Below are 19,894 nucleotides of genomic sequence, written 5' to 3'. Positions count from 1 at the left end.
CAAGTATACAGCCTTTATTTTAAAGAGATTAGCTTTATTATGCTTATTTATAAGTAGTATAATTCGTTATATTTTTTTGATCAGCATAATAATTCTAATTTGATTTAATAAGAATGTATATCCCCAGTAATGATCTGTAATTTATCGAAATTTTAAAGATTACAGTTTGTTTAGAACTACTTAAGGTAATGATAACTCTATAAATCTTGAATTCTAGAGTAAGTTTATCTTGGTATAGTTTCTAATCTACGTTTAGCTTTACGTAAAAGTTAAAGTAACATTGATATAAGGTTACATGGGGGTATTGTCGTTTTCGAGCTTTACTTTCCAAGTACTTGCTCATGTTATCTTTAACTTGAAGTTATATTTTTAGAAAAAAGGTAATTATGAGCTTGATTATGAGTTTTGTAGGAATTTTTGTCCTACTGGCAATTGGTTTCTTATTTTCGAAACATAAAACACGCATTAACTACCGTACAGTATTAGTTGCATTATTAATTCAATTCTTATTTGGTGGTTTTGTTCTTTATGTACCTGTTGGTCAACAAATTCTATTTGCTGTATCAGAAGGTTTCGTTAAATTATTAGGATACGTAAGTGAAGGGGTTAATTTCCTTTTAGGTTTCTGGTTAACAGATGTTAATAATGTAGGTTTCGTATTTGCATTTAAAGCATTACCAGTAATTATTTACTTAGCATCATTAATTTCTGTTTTATACTACTTAGGAGTTATGAAAATCATCATCCGTGGTATCGGTGGTGCATTAAAATTCCTGTTAGGTACTTCAGAAACAGAATCTTTATCAGCAGCAGCGAATATTTTCGTTGGTCAAACTGAAGCTCCTTTAACAGTTAAACCTTATATTGCTAAAATGACTGAATCTGAGTTATTTGCAGTAATGGTTGGTGGTCTAGCTTCTGTTGCTGGTTCAGTACTAGCTGGTTATATTGGGATGGGTATTCCTGCTCCTTACTTAATCGCAGCATCATTTATGTCTGCACCGGGTGGTTTATTATTTGCTAAGCTTTTAATCCCTGAAACAGAAAAATCTGTAGCTTTTGTAAAAGATGGGGAAGTTGATAAAGAAGATGCTCCTGCTAACGTTTTAGAAGCTGCTGCTCGTGGTGCTTCTGATGGTATGTTCTTAGTGCTAAACGTAGCTGCGATGTTATTAGCATTCTTATCAATCATCGCTTTAATTAATGGTATATTAAGTTGGTTCGGTGGTTTATTTAACTTTAGCGAATTAAACTTAACTTGGATTGTATCAATTCCATTCCGTTATTTAGCATTCTTAATCGGTGTACCATGGCAAGATTCTTCTTTAGCTGGTGGTATGATTGGGATTAAGTTAATTACTAACGAATTCGTTGGTTACTTAGAATTATCTAAATATGTAGTAAAAGGTGCTGATGGTACATTTGCTGCATGGCAAGGCATTCAACCTATCACAGGAACAATTTTATCATTTGCTCTTTGTGGTTTCGCTAACCTATCTTCGATTGCGATCTTAATCGGTGGTTTAGGGGTTATGGCTCCTAGTCGTCGTGCTGACGTAGCTCGTTTAGGTTTATATGCAGTATTAGGTGGATGTTTATCTAACTTAATGTCAGCTACAATTGCTGGATTCTATTTCAGCTTAGGTGGCGGAGTTTAAAAACTCTTTTTAAAATAACACAAAAAATAGGTTCTCATAGCGAGAGCCTATTTTTTTTGTGTCTAATTTTCTTTGATTGTGATGAGGCTGAAAAGAAAAGCGAAAGCAAATTATGTTCATCTGCCTCTATTAATGAAGAGTCTTCTGCAAAAGTTGGAACTAAATGCTTAGGATAGTTTAGAATTTTGCTCAAAAATTAATCAAAATTTTAGATCTTACAAAGAAAAAATATGGCTTTAGTCTCAGTTTGAAGAAAAAAATGCAATCCCTTGGATAAGGCTGAGTATAATAAAAACAATTTGGATTAACCTAAACATTGGTATTGTGAGGTGTTTCCTTGACCAAGTTGCTCTCATAATCTTTATAAACTTTAGGCAAGATACAATGCTTTAGGATGTTATGTGCTTTGTTATAAAAATTATTCTTTAAAAAGTTAAGGTAGATATGTTTCCATTTATGAATTTAGTGGGAATGGGAATTCTAATCTTTATCGCTTTCCTTTTCTCCAAACACCGTAAAGCTATACGTTGGCGTACAGTTTTGTTGGCACTCCTGATTCAATGGCTTTTTGGGGGCTTTGTTCTCTATGTACCTTTAGGACAGAGCATACTTGAAGCTGTATCAAATGGTTTTGTGCGATTATTAAGTTTTGCTAAAGCAGGTTCAGAGTTTATTTTTGGAGCTTTAATTAATCAAGAGAAATTTGATTATGTTTTTGCTCTCGATGTATTCCCAACGATAATTTATCTTTCTTCTTTAATTGCAGTTCTCTATTATCTTGGCATTATGGGAATGTTAATTAGAGGTATTGGCGGATTTTTACGCTTAATTCTTGGCACAACTCGTGCCGAATCTTTAGCTACAGCTTCGGCAATTTTTATTGGTAATCCTGAATTAACTGTTCGTCCTTATTTAAATAAGATGACTACTTCAGAGTTATTTGTGGTAATGGTAGCAGCTATGGCAACTATTTCTGGAGAAGTAGTCGGTGGCTATGTTGGTTTAGGGATTCCTGCAAACTTTATTATTGCTGCTTCTTGTATGTCCGCACCAGGAGCAATCCTTTTTGCTAAACTTTTGATTCCGGAAACAGAAAAAAGTACCGATGACGAATATGTAAAAATTAGCTATAAACGTCAAGCTAATGTTTTAGAGGCTGCAGCTAGTGGAGCTACAGATGGAATGTTTATCTGCTTAAATGTGGCAGCTATGCTTATTGCTTTTCTCTCGCTCATCGCTCTTATTAATGGAGTTTTAGGTTGGGCAGGAAATTTAGTAGGTTGGGATCATTTAAGTCTACAGTGGCTTCTAGCTAAGCTCTTAAAATACTTAATGTTCTTAATAGGTGTGCCTTGGCAAGATACTGAATTTGCAGCCCAAATGGTAGGCTTAAAAACTATTACCAATGAATTTGTTGGTTATTTTGAGTTTAGTAAATATATCAATATGGTAGATGGAGTATTTAGTGGCTTTAAAGATATCGACTATAAAACAGGAGTAATGGTAAGTTTTGCTCTTTGTGGATATGCTAATATAGGTTCAATTGCGGTGTACTTAGGAAGTATTGGCTATCTAGCTCCAGAACGTAAACATGATTTAGCTCGTTTTGGTTTATATGCTTTACTAGCCGCAAGTTTATCCAATTTAAATTCAGCAGCCATTGCCGGATTTTTTATTAGCTTATAAAACTAGAAAAACCTTAGGTAAGTTACCTAAGGTTTTTACTTATTTATCAAGCTCTACCGCTTCACGTTGATCAAAAAGGTGACCTTTAGTAATGTGTACAGGTTCAACTAATTCATCAGAACCTACATTAAATGCTTGACCAAATCCTTTAACGTATAGTCCATCTTGAGGTTCTAAACGGAAAAGATTAAAGTCTCTCATGGTCGATAATTCACTCACAATTTCCCCAAATCGTTGACCTAAAGCTTGGACACCTGCAGTAAACTCTGCACTTTCAGACTCGACTGCTTGTACTTGAGCATGGAAAGATAAACGCTTACGAGCATAGATATTACGTGCTTGGGCTTCATCTTCGATGAGAAGAATATGAGCTTTACCTGTTTGGCGAAGATTTTCAGCGTGTTTTGCAACATCTGAGATCAGAATATAATAAAAGCCGTTGTAAATCGCAAATGGTGAATAAGAAGCATTAGGAACACCATCTTTATCATAGCTAGAGATAATTGCGGTTTTTACATTTGCTTTTAATTCTGCGATTTCAGGATTTAAACGTTCGGTTAAGCGACGAACTTTTTCTTGTGGGTCTAGTGCCATAAAATTTTCTCTCGTGCAAAAATTAAAATTAGAGTTATTGACTTTCTTAAAGAGTCAAATTTGTGAGATTTTTTGGTTTAATCTCTCGAGATGCTTTATTTATCTATTGATAAGTTTATTTAAATTTTTAAGTGTAACTTGCTTAAAGTGTTACCCTCTTTTATTGAGATAGAGTTTTTAGAGTTGCTTGAACTTAGCTACTTGTTCTGGGTAAAGTTGACGGTTTGCATCTCGTCCTAAATAGATTTTAAATGCTACTTCTCCTGAAGCAAGAATAAATGCAAAAGCATAACTTTCTTTACCTCGGAAAGGTTTGCTAATTAAAGCAATATGAGCAATTTGATTTTCAGGAAGATGACCTTGTAGTTGTAGTTCAGGATTAGCTTCAGGTCCCATATTTAAATTATAGTAACCACGAGCAAAAGAACCTTGAGGGAAAGGAGCTTTTACTTCCCAAATAAATCCTTCTTTTTCAACAATGGTAGTCAGATTGCCCCAAGTGCTTAATTCTCCGAGTAAAGTATATGCTTGTTCACCTGAGATTACTTTAACAAATTCTTTAGGTAAAGCTTGAATAATTACTCCTTCAGGTTGAGCAAAGATTTTGGCTAAATCTAAGGTATGGGTATGAGGATTAGCTTCCAAATAGTCTGCAATTTGGCTTTTTAATTGGTTAAGATCAGTCATACTATTTTATAAAATTAAAATTAGAGTTGTTAATATTATACTGGAAACTAAAGCTTTTTCTATGTAAAAAAGTAGTCTCTAGTAAAGACTACTTTTTACATATCTAGCTCAAGATCCGAATCTACGGTAGCACAGCATAAGAGAATTTGATCATTTCTCACAAAAGCTAAAGGGACATCAGCATAATGCCATTTTCCTTTGGCTGCTACGGTACGACAATGACCACAAAAACCTGTTCGACAACCATATTCAGGGGTAATTCCTTGTTGTTCTATGGCTGCAAGTAAAGTAATACTATTATCGTAATAGAAGGTAATATTTGAGCGCAAAAGAGTTATTTTAAATTTCTTCATAACAGGTAGAAGCACAGAGCATCTCAATTAACTCTGTAGTTGTTATGTAATGACTGCCTCGTACCGTGCGAATAGGAATTTTATAGGCACGCCCGAATTTTAAAAGATTTTCAATTGGAAAAATCTTATCATCAGTAGCAGCTTGGAAAGCTCGCCATTTATCCATAATTAATGGATTATCTAAAAAAGTTCTGAAGGTGTCATGAGCTGAAACTAAAGCAATTAAGATTTGTTGTTGAGCTTTAATAACTTCTTCACTAGTATTTTTGATTCTTTGACGAGCTGAATTTAATTTTTCTTTATCCATACCCATATTTATGAGAAACGCATAAAAAGAGCTATTAGTCCAGTTCATTGCGGTTTTCATGGCAACTTCAGGTAAGATCGAGTAGTTTTGATCATAAGGGAGTAAGCTGCCATTAATGCCATAAGCTCCAATCAGACGATGAAATACACTAATTTTAGCTTCAGGTAATAAACTGAGGCGTTGGATAAAGAGTTGAGCTAAGAGATTACCATAGCTATAGGCAAAGAAAATGGTTTTACGTTCTCCTAAAAGTTCAACAAAATTTTGAATTGAGGTTTTAAGGTCTGTACTATTGATTCCAAAATCTAAACTTACGGTAATAAGTTTACCATAGCTGACCTCACCTTGTGGATCTATCGTTGGTGCTGGTTCTCGAAGTGGAGCTAAAGTTTGGAGTTTAGCAAGAATTTTTTCAGCACAAACTGGATCTAGCGGTTCATAATTTTTATGAAGAATCTCTTCTTCGACAGTATGAGGAAAAGCTTCAAGTAACCCAGCTTGGTGTAAAGCTTGGACAAGATTATAGTTACCGTCGTGCATAGTAAAACCATGAAAGTAAACTATATTGATCGCCTTACGTAAACCAGCAATTTGAGCAAATTTAGAAGTTAAGGCATAAGTATAGATTCGTGTATTTAACATAAATTAAGATTAAATAATGTAATTTAGCTAGAGCTATTATTACCAAAGAGATGATATTAACTTAATTTTATTTAAGAGAAATTTTATTATATCTAACTAGAGAGTAAAATTGTTGGATAATTTCTCTCTGTAAAATACCCTCTAAGTTGATGAACTTAGAGGGACTATTAGTATTATTTCGAAAGCTCTTGAGCTTGAGCGACAATTTTCTCCAATTGTTTTTGTAATTGGCTTAACTCATGTCTTGTTTTATTAAGACCTAGTTTTTGTTGTTGCTCTTTAGTTTTTTGTTGCATACTTTTTTGTAACTCAGTTAAGCCTTGGCTCATAGACTGGAAGCGTACTTTTTCACGTCCAAGAATTTCAAGGACATTTTCTTGACGCTTAGCTACTGCTGGGTTATCTGAGAAAACAACTTTAAGGTTTTGGACTTTAGCTTCGTTCTGAGCTTTTGTTTCTTCGTCAGCATCAGCTTTCTCTTGTAATTGACTTAGAAGTTTAAGTAGTTCTTCATTATGTTCACTTAATTCTTCAAACTCTGCAAGATTAGCTTGATTTTGTTCACTTAAAGTTTCATTTAACTCTGCAACTTGGGTTTCTAATTGTTCACGATCAATGCGTAGATTGTGGAGTTCAACCTCTAATTGCTTTTTACTTTGTTGTAAGAAAGCAATTTCTTCTTGAGCTTTAGTTAAGTCATGAGCTAAGTTTTGGTAATGTTTATCATTACTGGTTGCTTGGATTAATTGGAGTTGACTTAATTGAGCTTTAAGATCTGTAATTTGAGCTTGTAATTGTTCTTTATCCTCAGTAGCTACAGGGGTTGAACTTGAAGTTTGAGAGGCTTTTAATTGTTTAATTTGCGTCTCATAACGATTTCTTAGATCAATTAGTACTTGTTGATTACGTTCAAGTTTTTGTTGTAAATGAGCTTTTTCACTGCGTAAAGTTTCGAGACTAAAGTCATTTTCACGGCGGAATTTAGCAAATTCTGCGAGTAATGAGTCATAGTCTTTATCTGTAACCGCTGTTGTTTTCATAATATTTTGTTCTTTTACTTGCGCAAGCTCTTGTTCTAAAGTTTGGATGGTTAGGTTATAGTACTGATCTTTTTCTTGCGCTAAGTTTTCTAGGCGTTCTTCTGCTTGTTGAACTAGATTAAGCGTAGTTTGCTTTAATTCAGCTTGGAGTTGGCTTAACTCTTGTTGGTTTTGTGTAACCTCTTTCTTAGTCTGTTCTAACTTGAGTTGCTCTTGAGTTAACTCTTGCTGAGCTTGAGTTAAGGCTTCTTGGAGTTTAAGATTCTCGCTGGTTAGAACTTGTAGACGCTCTTGAGATTGGTTTAGCTCTATATTTTTACTTGCTAAATCAGAAGTAAGTTGAGTTTGAGCTTGCTCCTTGCTCGTAATTAGGTTAGTTAAGTCTACCACTTGCGTTTGGAGATCTTGCCATGCTTGAGTTTTTTCTGCTAAAGCTTGAGTTGTGTTTGCAACTAATGCTTGCTCTTGGCTTAAATTAGCTTCTAAAGAGCTAATTTTTTCTTGAGCTTGTTTAAATTCGCTCGTTGCTTGTTCAAGATGTTGCTCTTTTTCCGCAAGTAGTTGATTAATCTGTTCTTGCTGCGCTTGGTTTTGCGTTAATTGTACCGCTTGTTTAGCTTCCACTTGTGTTAAAGCTTGAGCAAGTTCTTCTTTTTCCTTACGGATTTGTGCTAATTCTTTTTGTTGTCCTTGGAGTTTGCTTTGTAAATCTTGATTCGCTTTATAGGCTTGCTCAAGTTTTTGTTTTACTCCTTGTTGCTCATTTAGTTTCGCTTCTAATTGAGTATAAGCTTGAGCTTTAGTCACAAGTTGCTCTTTTAGGGTAACTAACTCTTGATTACGTTGATTTAATTGTTGAATATGGGTAAAGAGATATTGTTCGTAATCTTCAATCTCTTGATCTTTAGCAAGTAAGCTAATTTCTAGTTCATGAATTTGCTCAAGAGTTAATTGCATTAGCTCTTGTTGTTCATTACGGGCATTTAGTTTTTCTACTAAAGTTAGAGTTTGATATTCAAGTTGATTAATCGTACTTATTAACAGATGTTTTTCTTCTGTTTGCACTAATTTATCTGCTTCGAGTTGAGCTTTAATTACCGCATTTTCACATTCTTGAGTGGTGAACTCATGTTGTAATTCTTCGAGTTGGAGGTGTAATGCTTCATTTAAAGAGCTTTGGGCTTCAAGCTGTTCTAAAGTTTGAGCTAATTGAGCTTTTACTTGGTTTAAATCACTTTCAAGCGAATCTTTAGCTTCGAGTAAACTTGTAATTTGCTCTTGGTTTGCTTGATTTTGGTCACGTGCTTGCTCAAGTTCTGAGGTTAATCCTTGCAGAGCTTGGTAGTCTTTAGTTAGTTTTTGCTCTTGTTCACGAGAAGCTTCTAACTCAAACTCTAAATTTTCTTTAGCTTTGAGTAATTGGGTAACTTGCTCTTGGCTTGCCTGATTTTGGGCACGCTCTTGCTCGAGCTCAGCCGGTAATCCTTGCAGAGCTTGGTAGTCTTGCGTTAGTTTTTGAGTTTGTTCACGAGCAGCTTCTAACTCAAATTCTAAGTCTTCTTTAGCTTTAAGTAATTGGGTAACTTGCTCTTGGATCGCTTGGTTTTGGGCACGTGCTTGCTCGAGTTCTGCAGGTAATCCTTGCAGAGCTTGGTAGTCTTGCGTTAGTTTTTGAGTTTGTTCACGAGCAACTTCTAACTCAAACTCTAAATCTTCTTTGGCTTTGAGTAATTGGGTAACTTGCTCTTGGCTTGCATGATTTTGAGTACGCACTTGTTCGAGCTCTGCAGGTAAGCCTTGCAGTGCTTGGTAGTCTTGTGCTAGTTTTTGTTCTTGTTCACGAGCAACTTCTAACTCAAATTCTAATTCTTCTTTGGCTTTAAGTAACTGGTTAATTTGATTCGTACTTTCCAGAGCTTCTTGTTGTTTTTTCTCTAGTTGCTCTTGGTAATCTTGGATCAAACTTTCTAAAGAAGTTAGTTGTTCTTTAAGCTTAGCAACTTCTGCTTCTAAAGTATCTTTACTTAAAAGTAAACTAGTAACTTGTTGCTGATGAGTCTCTACTTGCTGTAGATTTAGATAATCTTGCGTTTCAAGTTGGGTTTGTAGTTGGTGTAGGCTCTCTTTTTTCGCCTCAAGCTCGTTTTGGGTAAGTGTAAGTTTTTCTAGAGCTTCTTGATATTTCTCTTCTTGATTTTGATGTAAATAATCTAAATCTTGTAGTTCTTTGAGGTGGAGCAGATTTAACTGTTCAAGATTAGCTTTTTCGCTTACTAACTCTTGGTGTAATTCTTCGAGTTCTTGAGTTTTACTTGTTAATTGTGCTTTAAGCTCATCTTTTTCTGCTGTCGTTTGTTCGAGCAGTAAAGCTTGGTTTTCTAATTCTTGATTCGCATGATCAAGTTGCTCTTCGAGGCGTTTAACTTCAGCTTGAGCTTGAGTTAAATTCTTTTGAACGCTTGCAAGTTCTAATTCAACCTGTTCTTTAGCTTTTAACAGTTGTTCAACTTGTTCTTGGCTAGCTTGTAACTGCTCATTTAAAGCTTGGCTTTCTTTGCTTAGTTGTACTCTTAGCTCTTCGAGTTTAGTAGATTCAACATAGTTACTACGAGAAACATGATCTGCAAGTTCTTTTTCGGCTTGAGCTTGAGCTGCTACGGCAAGCGCAAGTTTATCTGAAAACTGTTGCTTTTGATTTTGAGTTTCCTTTAAAGCTGTTTCGAGTTGTTTAACCTTAGCTTGAGCTGCGACTAAATCTAAGTCAGCTTGAGTTTTATTTTCTTTTAGTAGCTTGTAAGTATCATTTAAATCATTGTATTGACGATTTACATGATCAAACTGACGCGTTAGGTCATTAAGGTTAACATTGGTATGATTTAATTCATCTTTAGCTTCACGTAAGGCTTTACTTTGGTTTTCATAGCGAGCTTGTAAATTCGCAAATTCTTGATCTGCTTTTTCTTTTTGTTGAGCAAGCTGATTTTGTAGATTCGTACGTAAGGTAGCAAGAGCTTTTTCAGCTTTCTCTTCGGCAGCCTTAGCATTGCTGGTGGCAAGGTTTTTCGCCTCAGCTAAATCAGAACGAGCTTGAGCAAGAGACTTGTCGAGTTTGTCTGTAGTAAAGCGGAAATTACGCTCTAAATCTTGATAACGAGTATTTGAAGTGTCAAGATCTCTTTGTAGTTTTTTCTTGCTTAGATCAAGAGTGTGAATTTTATCAGTTAATTCACGTACTTTTTCTTCTAACTCATTGATTTTATTACTACGAGTAGTTAAGGTGTTATTAAGTTTAGTTTGTTCTTGGGTTAAAAGAGCAAGAGCTTGTTCATTTTTTTGTTGTTGCTCTTTACGCAAATCTTCGCTAATTACTAACTCTTTTACCGCATTATAAGAAATGGTAGCGGCAAAGAAATTCTTTTTATCCTCAGGAACATTGTAGTAGCCATTAAGGTACTGATTTTTTTCACTTTCACTTAAATTTGGTAGAGAGTTTAAATAGTTTTTGAGAACAAGATTGTAATAAGTATTTAGTCTTTCGGCAGCACGATCGGAGATATTACGATGTTCAGTTGATTCTTTAACGGGGAAGGAGAAGGTTTCTCCTAAAAATCTAATGTCTTTTTTAGTGTAGCTCATATTAGTAAGTAACCTATTATTAAATATACTTTTTTTGTAAGTACTTTGCAGAGTCTACAAAGTCCATACACAAAAATTTTGCTTAAAGTAAAGAAAAAAAGTTAAATTAAGAATTGCAATTCTTAATTTAAAGGACTCTAATTTTTTATAGAAAAATGAGGGGAGAATAAAAAATTAAAATTATCCTCATTTTACTCTTATATATTACTATGAAACGCTGAGTTTAGCTTAAAAAATTGCATTTTTTATACTAGAAAATCTCGAAGCAGTTGTGAGGAGAAATAATCTTTTCAAATTAGGGGATTTTAGAGTATAATTTAATAATTTAGATAAAGAAATATCTTTGTTTAGAAGATGCACAATCGCAGATTGTTCATCTTTTATGCAATGATAATTTATTGTGCATAAAATATAGTTATTTTATGTTTGATTTGTAGGTTTCTCATTAGGAAAAGGTTTTTATGTGTGAATATACTTACAAGCCGCATGAAGTAGAAGCGGCAGCCCAAAAGTATTGGGAAGAAAATAATACTTTCCATGTGGAAATGGATCCAAGTAAAGAAAAATTTTATAGTCTAGTAATGTGGCCTTATCCATCGGGTGAGTTACACATGGGACATGTTCGTAACTATACGATTGGTGATGTTGTTGCACGTTATCAACGTATGTTAGGGAAAAATGTTTTAAATCCATTTGGATGGGATGCTTTTGGGATGCCTGCAGAAAATGCTGCGATTGCTCACCGTACTGCTCCTGCAAAATGGACTTACGAAAACATTGAAAAAATGAAAGCTACGGTAAAAAGCTTAGGTTATAGTTATGACTGGGATCGTGAAATGGCTTCATGTAAACCGGATTACTATAAGTGGGAGCAAAAATTCTTTACTGAACTCTTTAAAAAGGGGATAGCTTATCGTAAAAAATCTGCGGTAAACTGGTGTGAAGTTGATAAAACCGTATTAGCTAATGAGCAAGTTGTAGATGGTCGTTGTTGGCGTTGTGATACTCCAGTAGTGCAAAAAGAATTAGATCAATGGTTCTTACGTATCTCAGACTATGCTCAAGAGTTATTAACGAGTTTAGATACTATGGATCAATGGCCTGAAAGAGTACGTCAAATGCAACGTAACTGGATTGGACGTTCTGAAGGTTTACAAATTGCTTTTACCGTTAGCGATGCTGGAAAATATCAACTGGATGAACAAGTAAGTTCGTTTGAGGTATTTACTACTCGTCCTGATACTTTTATGGGAGTTACCTTTGTTGCGATTGCAGCTACCCATCCATTAGCTTTAGCTTTAGCGGCTCAAGATGAGCAAGTTAATGCTTTTGTTGAACAATGTAAGGTAATGAAAACTTCAGAAGCTGATTTATCTACCGTAGAAAAATTAGCTTATGATCTTGGGATTAAAGTAACTCACCCATTAACTGGTACTCAAGTGCCTGTTTATATTGCTAATTATGTACTGATGAACTATGGTACAGGGGCGGTAATGGCTGTTCCGGCTCATGATGAGCGTGATTGGGAAGTAGCTCACAAATATAATATTCCATTATTACCAGTGATTAAGCCTGTAGATGCTAGTGAGTGGGATTTTAGTAAAGGTGCTTATACGGAAAAAGGTGAACTTTATAACTCAGGAGAGTTTGATGGTTTAACTTCTGAGCAAGCTCATGCTGCTATTGGTAAAAAACTTCATGCTCTAGGTAAAGGGGAGTTTAAAGTTAACTTCCGTTTACGTGACTGGGGGGTATCACGCCAACGTTATTGGGGTTGTCCAATTCCAATGGTACGCTTAGAAGATGGTTCAGTAGTGCCGGTGGAAGAGCAAGACTTACCAATTGTCCTTCCTGAGAATGTAACCTTAGGGGCAGAAGTGACCAATCCTCTTGTAGATAATCAAGAGTGGAAAACAACTACTTACCAAGGGCAACCTGCAACTCGTGAAACCGATACCTTTGATACCTTTGTGGAGTCATCTTGGTATTATGCACGTTATACATGTCCAACCTATGAAGGTGGCATTTTAAATAAAGAAGAAGCAAATTATTGGTTACCTGTAGATAACTATGTGGGGGGAATTGAACATGCCTGCTTACACCTTATCTATATTCGTTACTTCCATAAATTACTGCGTGATGCAGGCTTCTTAACTATGGATGAGCCGGTAACCAAGTATGTACCTCTAGGTATGGTACTAAATCATTCTTGGTATTATAATGACGAGAATGGCATACGTGTATGGATTCCACAAGATCAAGTAGAGATTATTCGTGACGAAAAAGGTGCAATTCTTGGTGGTAAAACTAAAGACGGTAAGTATGATGTAGTTTACGCTGGAATGGCAAAAATGTCTAAGTCTAAACTAAATGGGGTTTCACCTCGTGAAATGTTAGAGACTTATGGGGCAGATGCTGTACGTTTATACATTATGTTTGGTGCTCCAACTGAAGCTACTTTTGAGTGGTCAGAAGCAGGGGTTGAAGGTGCAAGTCGTTTCTTACGTCGTGTTTGGAATTTAACTCATGATGTAGTTTTAGGAGCTAAAGAGCAAGGAATTACTGACTTTAGCTTTACTCATCAAGAATTAAGTAAAGAACAAAAAGAAATTCGTCGTCTTGTTCACCAAACGATTGTAAAAGTACGTGAAGATGTAGATAATCGTCAAGCTTATAATACGGCAATTGCTGCGGTAATGGAGTTAATGAACTCTTTAACTAAACATCCATTAAATGAGCGTTTAGATTTTGCAGTAATGCATGAAGCAGTTTTCTCTTTAGTAAAACTATTACATCCATTTACACCACATATTACGCATGCTTTATGGAAGCTTTTAGGTCAAGAAAGTGTTTTAGACTTTGAATTATTACCTGAAGCAAGTCAAGAAGCTATGGTTACCGATACCAAGCTAATTGTAGTACAAGTAAATGGTAAACTGCGTGCTCGTTTAGAAGTACCAAGTGCAGCTGATGAAGCCGCTGTAAAAGAACTAGCTTTTGCAGATGAAAACGTAGTTAAGTTTACTGAAGGTTTACAAATTGTTAAAGTAATCTACGTGCCGAATAAACTTTTAAATATTGTAGTTAAATAAAGATAGTTAATAAAGATTTATTTCTCATATATGTTGAGATTAACTTAATTTATACTTACAGTAAAGCAAACACAAAAGAAAATCCCTAGAGAAATTTCTCTGGGGATTTTCTTTTGTGCTTAAATTGAAGTTAAAAGTTTATCTTTAAAAATTTCACACGAACGTAGACTAAAAGGACTACGAGAGCAAAATTCTTCAAAAAAGATACGCAAATGCTCGAGAGTTTGCTCGAGATTAAAGCAAGTTTTACTTGCTATATCTATATCACAGAGGTAGATAAAGAGGCGATAAAGACGATCTCTTGTAATTAGAGTACGCAAATATTTTTCATAAATTCTGCGTTTTTCTTTATCCCAATAGATGCGTCTAAATTGCTCTTCAGTTCCTGGAGCAAAACCATTAGCTACCAAAGGTGTGGTCATAAACTCAGCCGCACTATCAACTTGATGGCGAAACCTATAAGTATAGAGATTAAAGAGTTCTCTACGGATTGCTCCAATAATTAAACCAATGCTTTCTTTCTTTTGATATACCAAGTAATCAAGAACTTGGCAAGCTTTATTCACCTTACCTGCGACTACATAAGGCATTAAATCAAAAACTCCATAATCAGAAAACTCTTGTGAAGTTTGCTCAATCAGAGCAATGGTAATTTCTTTAATTTCTCTTAATTTTAATTGTTCAAGGAGCTGTTGTAAGGTAAACATATTGTTTTCAAAGCGTTCAAAAAGAAAATTGATTACATTATCTTCAAAAACAAAATTATATTTACGTAAACGTCGACGTATCCAGCTTCGATATTTATCGCCTTTGAGAGGTTCACAAATAATTTGGGCACAATCAGTCTGCTCTTTAAAGGTTTTATAGAGAGCTGATTTTTCATTTTTTCTTTCCCAGTTTAAGAGAATAAAAGCATAAACATGAAATTTATCATTAGCCTGAGCAAGAGCTTTGAGATCCTCAAGAATTTTTGTGGTGAGGTTACGATTCACAATAATTTTAATAAACTTACGTACCCCAAATAATCCTACTTGATTAACCTCAAGAAGGAGTTCTTTAAGGTCAAAGTTATCTGCATCGGTATAGAGTTCTACCTCTTCACAAGCATAGTAGCCATTTGTATCAGTAACAACTTTTTGTACTTGTTCGCTAGCTTCCTTTTGCAGTAAGAGATCAGAACCGGTGATTAAGAAATAATTAGGATAACCTTGTTGTGCTAAATCCTTAGCGAGGCTTTCATAATTAAATTGTAGTAGTGCCATTACTGCTTATTAATTTCACGAATGGTTTGATCTTCAAAGATAAAAACTATTTTGCCGACAATAGATTCAACTACAGATTTTTTTAGTAGCTGTGTACTTTGAGCTTGTACTCTAATTTGAGCTAGAGGTTGATCATCATCGTTTAATTGAGTATCAGATTGGATATCAAGGAGAGGAATATCCCCTAAAGTAGGAATATACACACTTCCCATAATATTTCCTGAATAGAGTACTTGTCCTGATGAACCATCGGCAAGACGTGAGAGCACTTTATTACTTTGACTATAAGAGTCAATATTTACATGTGGAATAAAGTTGCGAATACATGCGAGGTTAAGGTTTGCTCCTGTGCATTGTTCAATGCTGGTAATATTGAGCGGGTTTTGAGCTTCGAGCGTAGTTTTATCGTTGAGTTGTTGAGCTTGATAATTACTCGGGCGATAGCTAATATTTTGTGAAGCTACTTGCTTATTAGCATTTTTAAGCGCTGAACCCACATTTTTTACAACTGTTTCTAATTGTGATCTCGAGGTATGTTCATCGAGCACAAGAATATCTTGACGAGCTAGTTCATCACGTAGATCTTGATATAAAGTATAGTCTTTTACTTGTAAAGTAACATAACGATAGTTGTTAGAAATATAAGGAACATTAACTACAGAGTAGTTAGAACAACTATTGAGTACTAGGGTGATACCTAGTGCGGTGAACAAACGGGTGAATAGTTTTTTCATGTAATTTTTGATCGGTTAAAATAAATATTTTCCTGCTCTATTATAGCATTTTTAAGCGGGTAGCCATTGCCAAATAGTACCACGAGGTTGATCGTTGTAATCCTTAAAACAAGTTTTGAGTAAGTACTGACCATGAGTTAACTGGGCATTAATTTTTTGGGTTAGAGCTAGGAGCGTTGCTTGTTGTTCATGTCCGTGCTCCATAATAATGAGGGCTTGCGGAGCTAGTAAAGAACTAGCTTGGCTAAGAATCTGAGCGTAGGGTTCTAATCCCTGTTCGCAAGCTACAAGAGCTAACCAGGGATCATCTTGGCTATAAACTAGCAAAGGATCATTCACCTCTATATAAGGAGGATTAGCAAGTAAGAGATGAATTGGAGCTTTGACTGCACTTAACCAATCGCTTTGTTTAACTTCAAAAGAAAACTTTGCCTTAAGTTGTGGGTGTCGCTCGAGGTAACTCAAGAATTGATCATTATGTTTTTGTTCAGGGGTAACTTCTTTTTGTCCAAGCACTTGCTCGAGGTTGGTTTGACATACTTTGAGAGCTTGTTCACTGAGATCACAACTTTGTAACTTAAAGGTTAAAGGAGTAGGCGCAAATTTTAATAATAATCCTTGAAGCACGCTGGCTCCAAGACATCCTGATCCAGCTCCGAGATCGACAAGATTAAAAGTAGTCTTTTGCTCTAATAAAGTTTTTATTTGTGCAAAAATTAACTCTTGTCCTTGTTCGATCGCTTGTTCTACTACCACTTCGGTTGCAGGGCGTGGGGTAAGAACTCCCTGATGTTGATAGCGACTATAAAAGAACTCCGTGCTAGTTTCAATCACTCCTAGAGGTTTAGCTTCTAAAAAGTAAGCTTGGAGGTTTGCTTGTACTTGTGTCTGCACAGATTCTAACTCCTCAAGGCTGAGCTTCCAAGTTTGCTGAGCAAAACTAATACTCATTATTTGTGATGAGTTAGAAGCAAGTTTAAGAATTTGTTGGAGTAAAGTGACTTGGGCTAATTCTTTGTTGGTAGCAAATTCGGCAAAAGTTCCTTGAGAACTTACTTGCAGCTCTTGTTTAATTCTTGTAGGTAGGCAAGAGGCAAGAAGCCAAGCCACTTCTCGAGCTTCAGGCTCAGGATAATAGGCTAAAGTAAAATCTATACTTCCAACTAAAGGATGTAAATCTAAGAGATTATACTTGGTTGGATTCTCAATTAGTTGAGAAAGATATGGAGCTAAGTAAGTACAGAGGATAAGGCTACGACTTAATTTATATCCCTGATTATGCTCGAGAATTTGAGGAAATAAGTTTACTTGGGGGCGAAGAAAAGGAAAACTTTGACGCCATAAAGTAAGTGCTGTATAAGTATTAGCCTGAGGTTGGATTTGTTTCCTAAGTAAGAGGTCGCAGAGGTAGAGAGCAAAGTTTTGCCAAGAGTAATTACGACTAATTACAGAGCTAGAGCTATGAATTGCTTGGAAGTATTGTTCTCGCTCATTAGCGTAAATTTTTGGAGTTAGAGGCTGATAAAATTGGTTACGTATCAGCTCTCCCAGTTGATGCCAAAGTTCAAAGTTAGTAACCCCAAGAGTTGGTGCTTGGAGGTCAAAAAGAGATATAGCTTGCTTTATTTGTGGGGTATGGAAAGAGACTTGTTGGTAAAGTTCTTGCCATAGAGTTAAATTATGGGTAATTGAGGTCATAAATGGGTATTTAATGGTAAACAACCACCAAACTCAGTTTGGTGGTTGTAATTTGCTTTCTGTTTTTTGAAGGTTATTACTAAGTTTATAGTGTACTCGGAAAGAAGGATAAATTGAAATAACTTAACTATGAATTTAAAAAGTAGCTTTGGCTTTTTTAAAATAGTAAGAGATTTCAATCTAGTTATTAGTTGTATTTTATTGCAACTATTTTTTAAAGATTTTATCCTAAAGAAATACGTTTTTTCTTTCTAATAATATCCGTTTCAGTAGTTTCTTGCGGTTTACTAAAGTTGGTCGCAAGTAAATCATGATAAGAGCGAGGATAATGAATAACAATGGTTTTTCCACGGGAGAAAATTAGTCCTTTTTCTTCTAAGGCTTTAATCACTCTTCCTACCGTTTCACGTGAACAGCCTAGCATATTCGCAATTTCTTGACGAGTAGAGCGAATTAAGATTCCTTTGCTATGGGTCATAGCATCTTTAGCTCGTCCTAATTGGAAAATAGTTTCAATAACTCGATCATGCACATCATCAAATGCCATTGAAGATACTTGTTGCGTCGTATGTTTTAAGCGACGTGCCATGTGCTCGCAAAGAGTTTTGAGAATTGTCGGGTGTTCTTTTACAAATTCTTTAAATTTGGTATATTCCATTTCAATGTAGGTACAATCGGTACGACAACGAATACTTGCACTACGGCGTGATTCTTGACCTACAAACCCCATTTCACCAAAAAAGTTAACGCCATTGAGATAGTTTAAAACTAATTCATGATCGTCATTATTGGTGTAAACTTGGATATTACCATCAACTAAAAGATAAATACGGTCAGCAAGATCACCGGCTTCAAAGAGAACTTGACGGTTAATTCCTGTGAGTACGCGTCCATGTTCATAAAAACTTAGAAGATCAGGCATATCTTTTAAAGTGTCAATTACGAGCTTTTTCCTTTCTTCTAGTTTGCTATCTACTATATTGTGTACATTATCATTCTCAGTCATAGAAGAAAACCTTATCTGCTACTTTTAGAATTTAAGCGTAATTTTTACGCAGAGTAAAAAAAGATATTTCTGACCTGAAAATTAGAAATACTTTGCTGGAACAATTAAAGAAAGCTTTAAAGTAGGTTGACTGTAAAAGTTTTACATGAGAACTGCATAAAAAAGAGTTAGGCTCTTTTTTTAGTTTTTCTTTAATTTTTTCTCAGACTGATCTTTATTATACCTAAAGCAGGGTAAAATTTTGTAAGCTTTTAATGAAAATCATTCAAGTTATTACTTCGAGATAGAAAATTAAAATTTGGAAAAGTGCTTTTGTGCCTTTATACTTACTTAAGAAAGAAATCAATCTTTGTTAAGGATGAAAATTTTTATGCTAGAACGTAAAGTTTTATTAACCGATTGTCCAGATGCTAAAGGTTTAATCGCAACCATTACTAATATTTGTTATAAACATCAGTTAAATATTTTACATAATAATGAGTTTGTAGACTTTGAAACCAAACACTTTTTTATGCGTACTGAACTTGAAGGAATTTTTAATGAGCAAACTTTTTTCGAGGATTTAAGATTAGCTTTACCTGAAAAAGCAAATGTCCGTTTAGTAGGAGAAGAGAAAAAACGTATAGTAATTCTTGTAACTAAAGAAGCTCATTGTTTAGGTGATATTCTAATGAAAAACTATTACGGAGCTTTAAATGTTGAAATAGCTGCGGTAATAGGTAATCATGATACCTTACGTTCTTTAGTAGAAAAATTTGGGATTCCGTTTTTCTGCATTAGTCATCATAACTTGACTCGTGTTGAACATGATCAGCTTTTAGCTGCAAAAATAGATGAGTTTGCTCCAGATTATATTGTGTTAGCCAAATACATGCGAGTATTAAATCCTGAGTTTGTGCAACGCTATCCAAATCGTGTTATTAATATTCACCACTCGTTTTTACCAGCTTTTATTGGGGCAAGACCTTATCAACAAGCCTATGAGCGTGGAGTAAAAATTATTGGGGCTACCGCTCATTTTATTAATAATGAACTGGATCAAGGTCCTATTATTATGCAAAATGTGATTAATGTTGACCACACTTATAGTGCTGAAGCCATGATGAAAGCGGGACGTGATGTAGAAAAAACCGTATTATCTAAAGCTTTAGATCTAGCTTTAAGTGATAAGATTTTTGTTTTCCAAAATAAAACTATTATTCTTTAAGAGCTTTAAGAGGCTTAAGAGTTTCTCGTTAGGATGTTTAATGAAGAATTCATGGGTTAAAGTTTAGCTAAAATTTATCCTCTAAATTTTGCTTTGAGTTTTATAATTAAATAGGTACGAGTTAAATTTAACAAAAGTTAACATATTGAAGATAAGTTTAACAAAATCTTGTGAATTTGCCTTTAAGAGCAAAAAAACTCTAGAGAGATAAAAATTAGTTGACTAGTTCACGAGGTTATTTGTTATAAGTCTTTTTCAAGAAAAAATGGGGTTTTTCTCGATACTTTCAGAG

General features: G+C 34.9%; 13 protein-coding genes. 4 read left to right on the top strand and 9 right to left on the bottom strand.

Annotated features, from left to right (window positions below; genetic code table 11):
- Positions 1-386 precede the first annotated feature (386 nt).
- Both CKF59_RS01610 and CKF59_RS01605 read left to right on the top strand, forming a co-directional pair.
- Complete coding sequence (locus CKF59_RS01610) at positions 387-1,658, top strand: NupC/NupG family nucleoside CNT transporter (RefSeq protein WP_119534240.1); 1,272 nt, start codon at positions 387-389, stop codon at positions 1,656-1,658.
- A gap of 444 nt (positions 1,659-2,102) precedes the next feature.
- Positions 2,103-3,344, top strand: coding sequence for a NupC/NupG family nucleoside CNT transporter (locus CKF59_RS01605; protein WP_119534239.1), 1,242 nt, complete (start codon positions 2,103-2,105; stop codon positions 3,342-3,344).
- Positions 3,345-3,383: 39 nt separating this feature from the next.
- On the opposite strand, the gene CKF59_RS01600 is transcribed toward CKF59_RS01605, so the two are convergent.
- From CKF59_RS01600 to CKF59_RS01580, 5 genes are all read right to left on the bottom strand, one after another.
- Positions 3,384-3,938 carry a pyridoxamine 5'-phosphate oxidase family protein gene (locus CKF59_RS01600; protein ID WP_119534238.1) on the bottom strand — a complete coding sequence of 185 codons (555 nt, stop codon included), beginning with the start codon at positions 3,936-3,938 and terminating at the stop codon, positions 3,384-3,386.
- 177 nt (positions 3,939-4,115) lie between these two features.
- Positions 4,116-4,625, bottom strand: a complete 510-nt coding sequence (hutX, locus tag CKF59_RS01595) for a heme utilization cystosolic carrier protein HutX (protein WP_119534237.1) — start codon at positions 4,623-4,625, stop codon at positions 4,116-4,118.
- 95 nt (positions 4,626-4,720) lie between these two features.
- Positions 4,721-4,978, bottom strand: coding sequence for a class I ribonucleotide reductase maintenance protein YfaE (gene yfaE, locus CKF59_RS01590; RefSeq protein ID WP_119534236.1), 258 nt, complete (start codon positions 4,976-4,978; stop codon positions 4,721-4,723).
- Positions 4,965-5,927, bottom strand: coding sequence for a hypothetical protein (locus CKF59_RS01585; RefSeq protein ID WP_119534235.1), 963 nt, complete (start codon positions 5,925-5,927; stop codon positions 4,965-4,967). The genes yfaE and CKF59_RS01585 overlap by 14 nt, the downstream gene beginning before the upstream one ends.
- 173 nt (positions 5,928-6,100) lie before the next feature.
- Positions 6,101-10,603, bottom strand: a complete 4,503-nt coding sequence (locus CKF59_RS01580) for a hypothetical protein (RefSeq protein ID WP_119534234.1) — start codon at positions 10,601-10,603, stop codon at positions 6,101-6,103.
- A 461-nt stretch (positions 10,604-11,064) separates the two neighbouring features.
- Between CKF59_RS01580 and leuS the strand changes: the two genes are divergently transcribed.
- Positions 11,065-13,695 carry a leucine--tRNA ligase gene (leuS, locus tag CKF59_RS01575; protein ID WP_119534233.1) on the top strand — a complete coding sequence of 877 codons (2,631 nt, stop codon included), beginning with the start codon at positions 11,065-11,067 and terminating at the stop codon, positions 13,693-13,695.
- A gap of 119 nt (positions 13,696-13,814) precedes the next feature.
- Here the strand turns inward: leuS and holA are convergent, their stop codons facing one another.
- The 4 genes from holA to CKF59_RS01555 form a co-directional block, all read right to left on the bottom strand.
- Positions 13,815-14,957, bottom strand: a complete 1,143-nt coding sequence (gene holA / locus CKF59_RS01570; protein ID WP_119534232.1) for a DNA polymerase III subunit delta — start codon at positions 14,955-14,957, stop codon at positions 13,815-13,817.
- Complete coding sequence (locus tag CKF59_RS01565; protein WP_119534231.1) at positions 14,957-15,691, bottom strand: hypothetical protein; 735 nt, start codon at positions 15,689-15,691, stop codon at positions 14,957-14,959. The genes holA and CKF59_RS01565 overlap by 1 nt, the downstream gene beginning before the upstream one ends.
- 51 nt (positions 15,692-15,742) lie before the next feature.
- On the bottom strand, positions 15,743-17,389 hold the full coding sequence (locus CKF59_RS01560; RefSeq protein ID WP_119534230.1) for a class I SAM-dependent methyltransferase: 1,647 nt from the start codon (positions 17,387-17,389) through the stop codon (positions 15,743-15,745).
- A gap of 223 nt (positions 17,390-17,612) precedes the next feature.
- On the bottom strand, positions 17,613-18,395 hold the full coding sequence (locus tag CKF59_RS01555) for a cyclic nucleotide-binding domain-containing protein (RefSeq protein ID WP_119534229.1): 783 nt from the start codon (positions 18,393-18,395) through the stop codon (positions 17,613-17,615).
- Positions 18,396-18,765: 370 nt separating this feature from the next.
- Between CKF59_RS01555 and purU the strand changes: the two genes are divergently transcribed.
- Positions 18,766-19,602: a formyltetrahydrofolate deformylase gene (gene purU / locus CKF59_RS01550; RefSeq protein ID WP_119534228.1), complete on the top strand. Its 837-nt coding sequence runs from the start codon at positions 18,766-18,768 to the stop codon at positions 19,600-19,602.
- The last annotated feature ends 292 nt before the right edge of the window (positions 19,603-19,894 follow it).

The organism is Psittacicella gerlachiana, assembly GCF_003585965.1.
In the GTDB taxonomy this organism is placed as follows: Bacteria; Pseudomonadota; Gammaproteobacteria; order Enterobacterales; family Psittacicellaceae; genus Psittacicella; species Psittacicella gerlachiana.
This window is presented reverse-complemented; position numbering and strand designations above follow the sequence as displayed.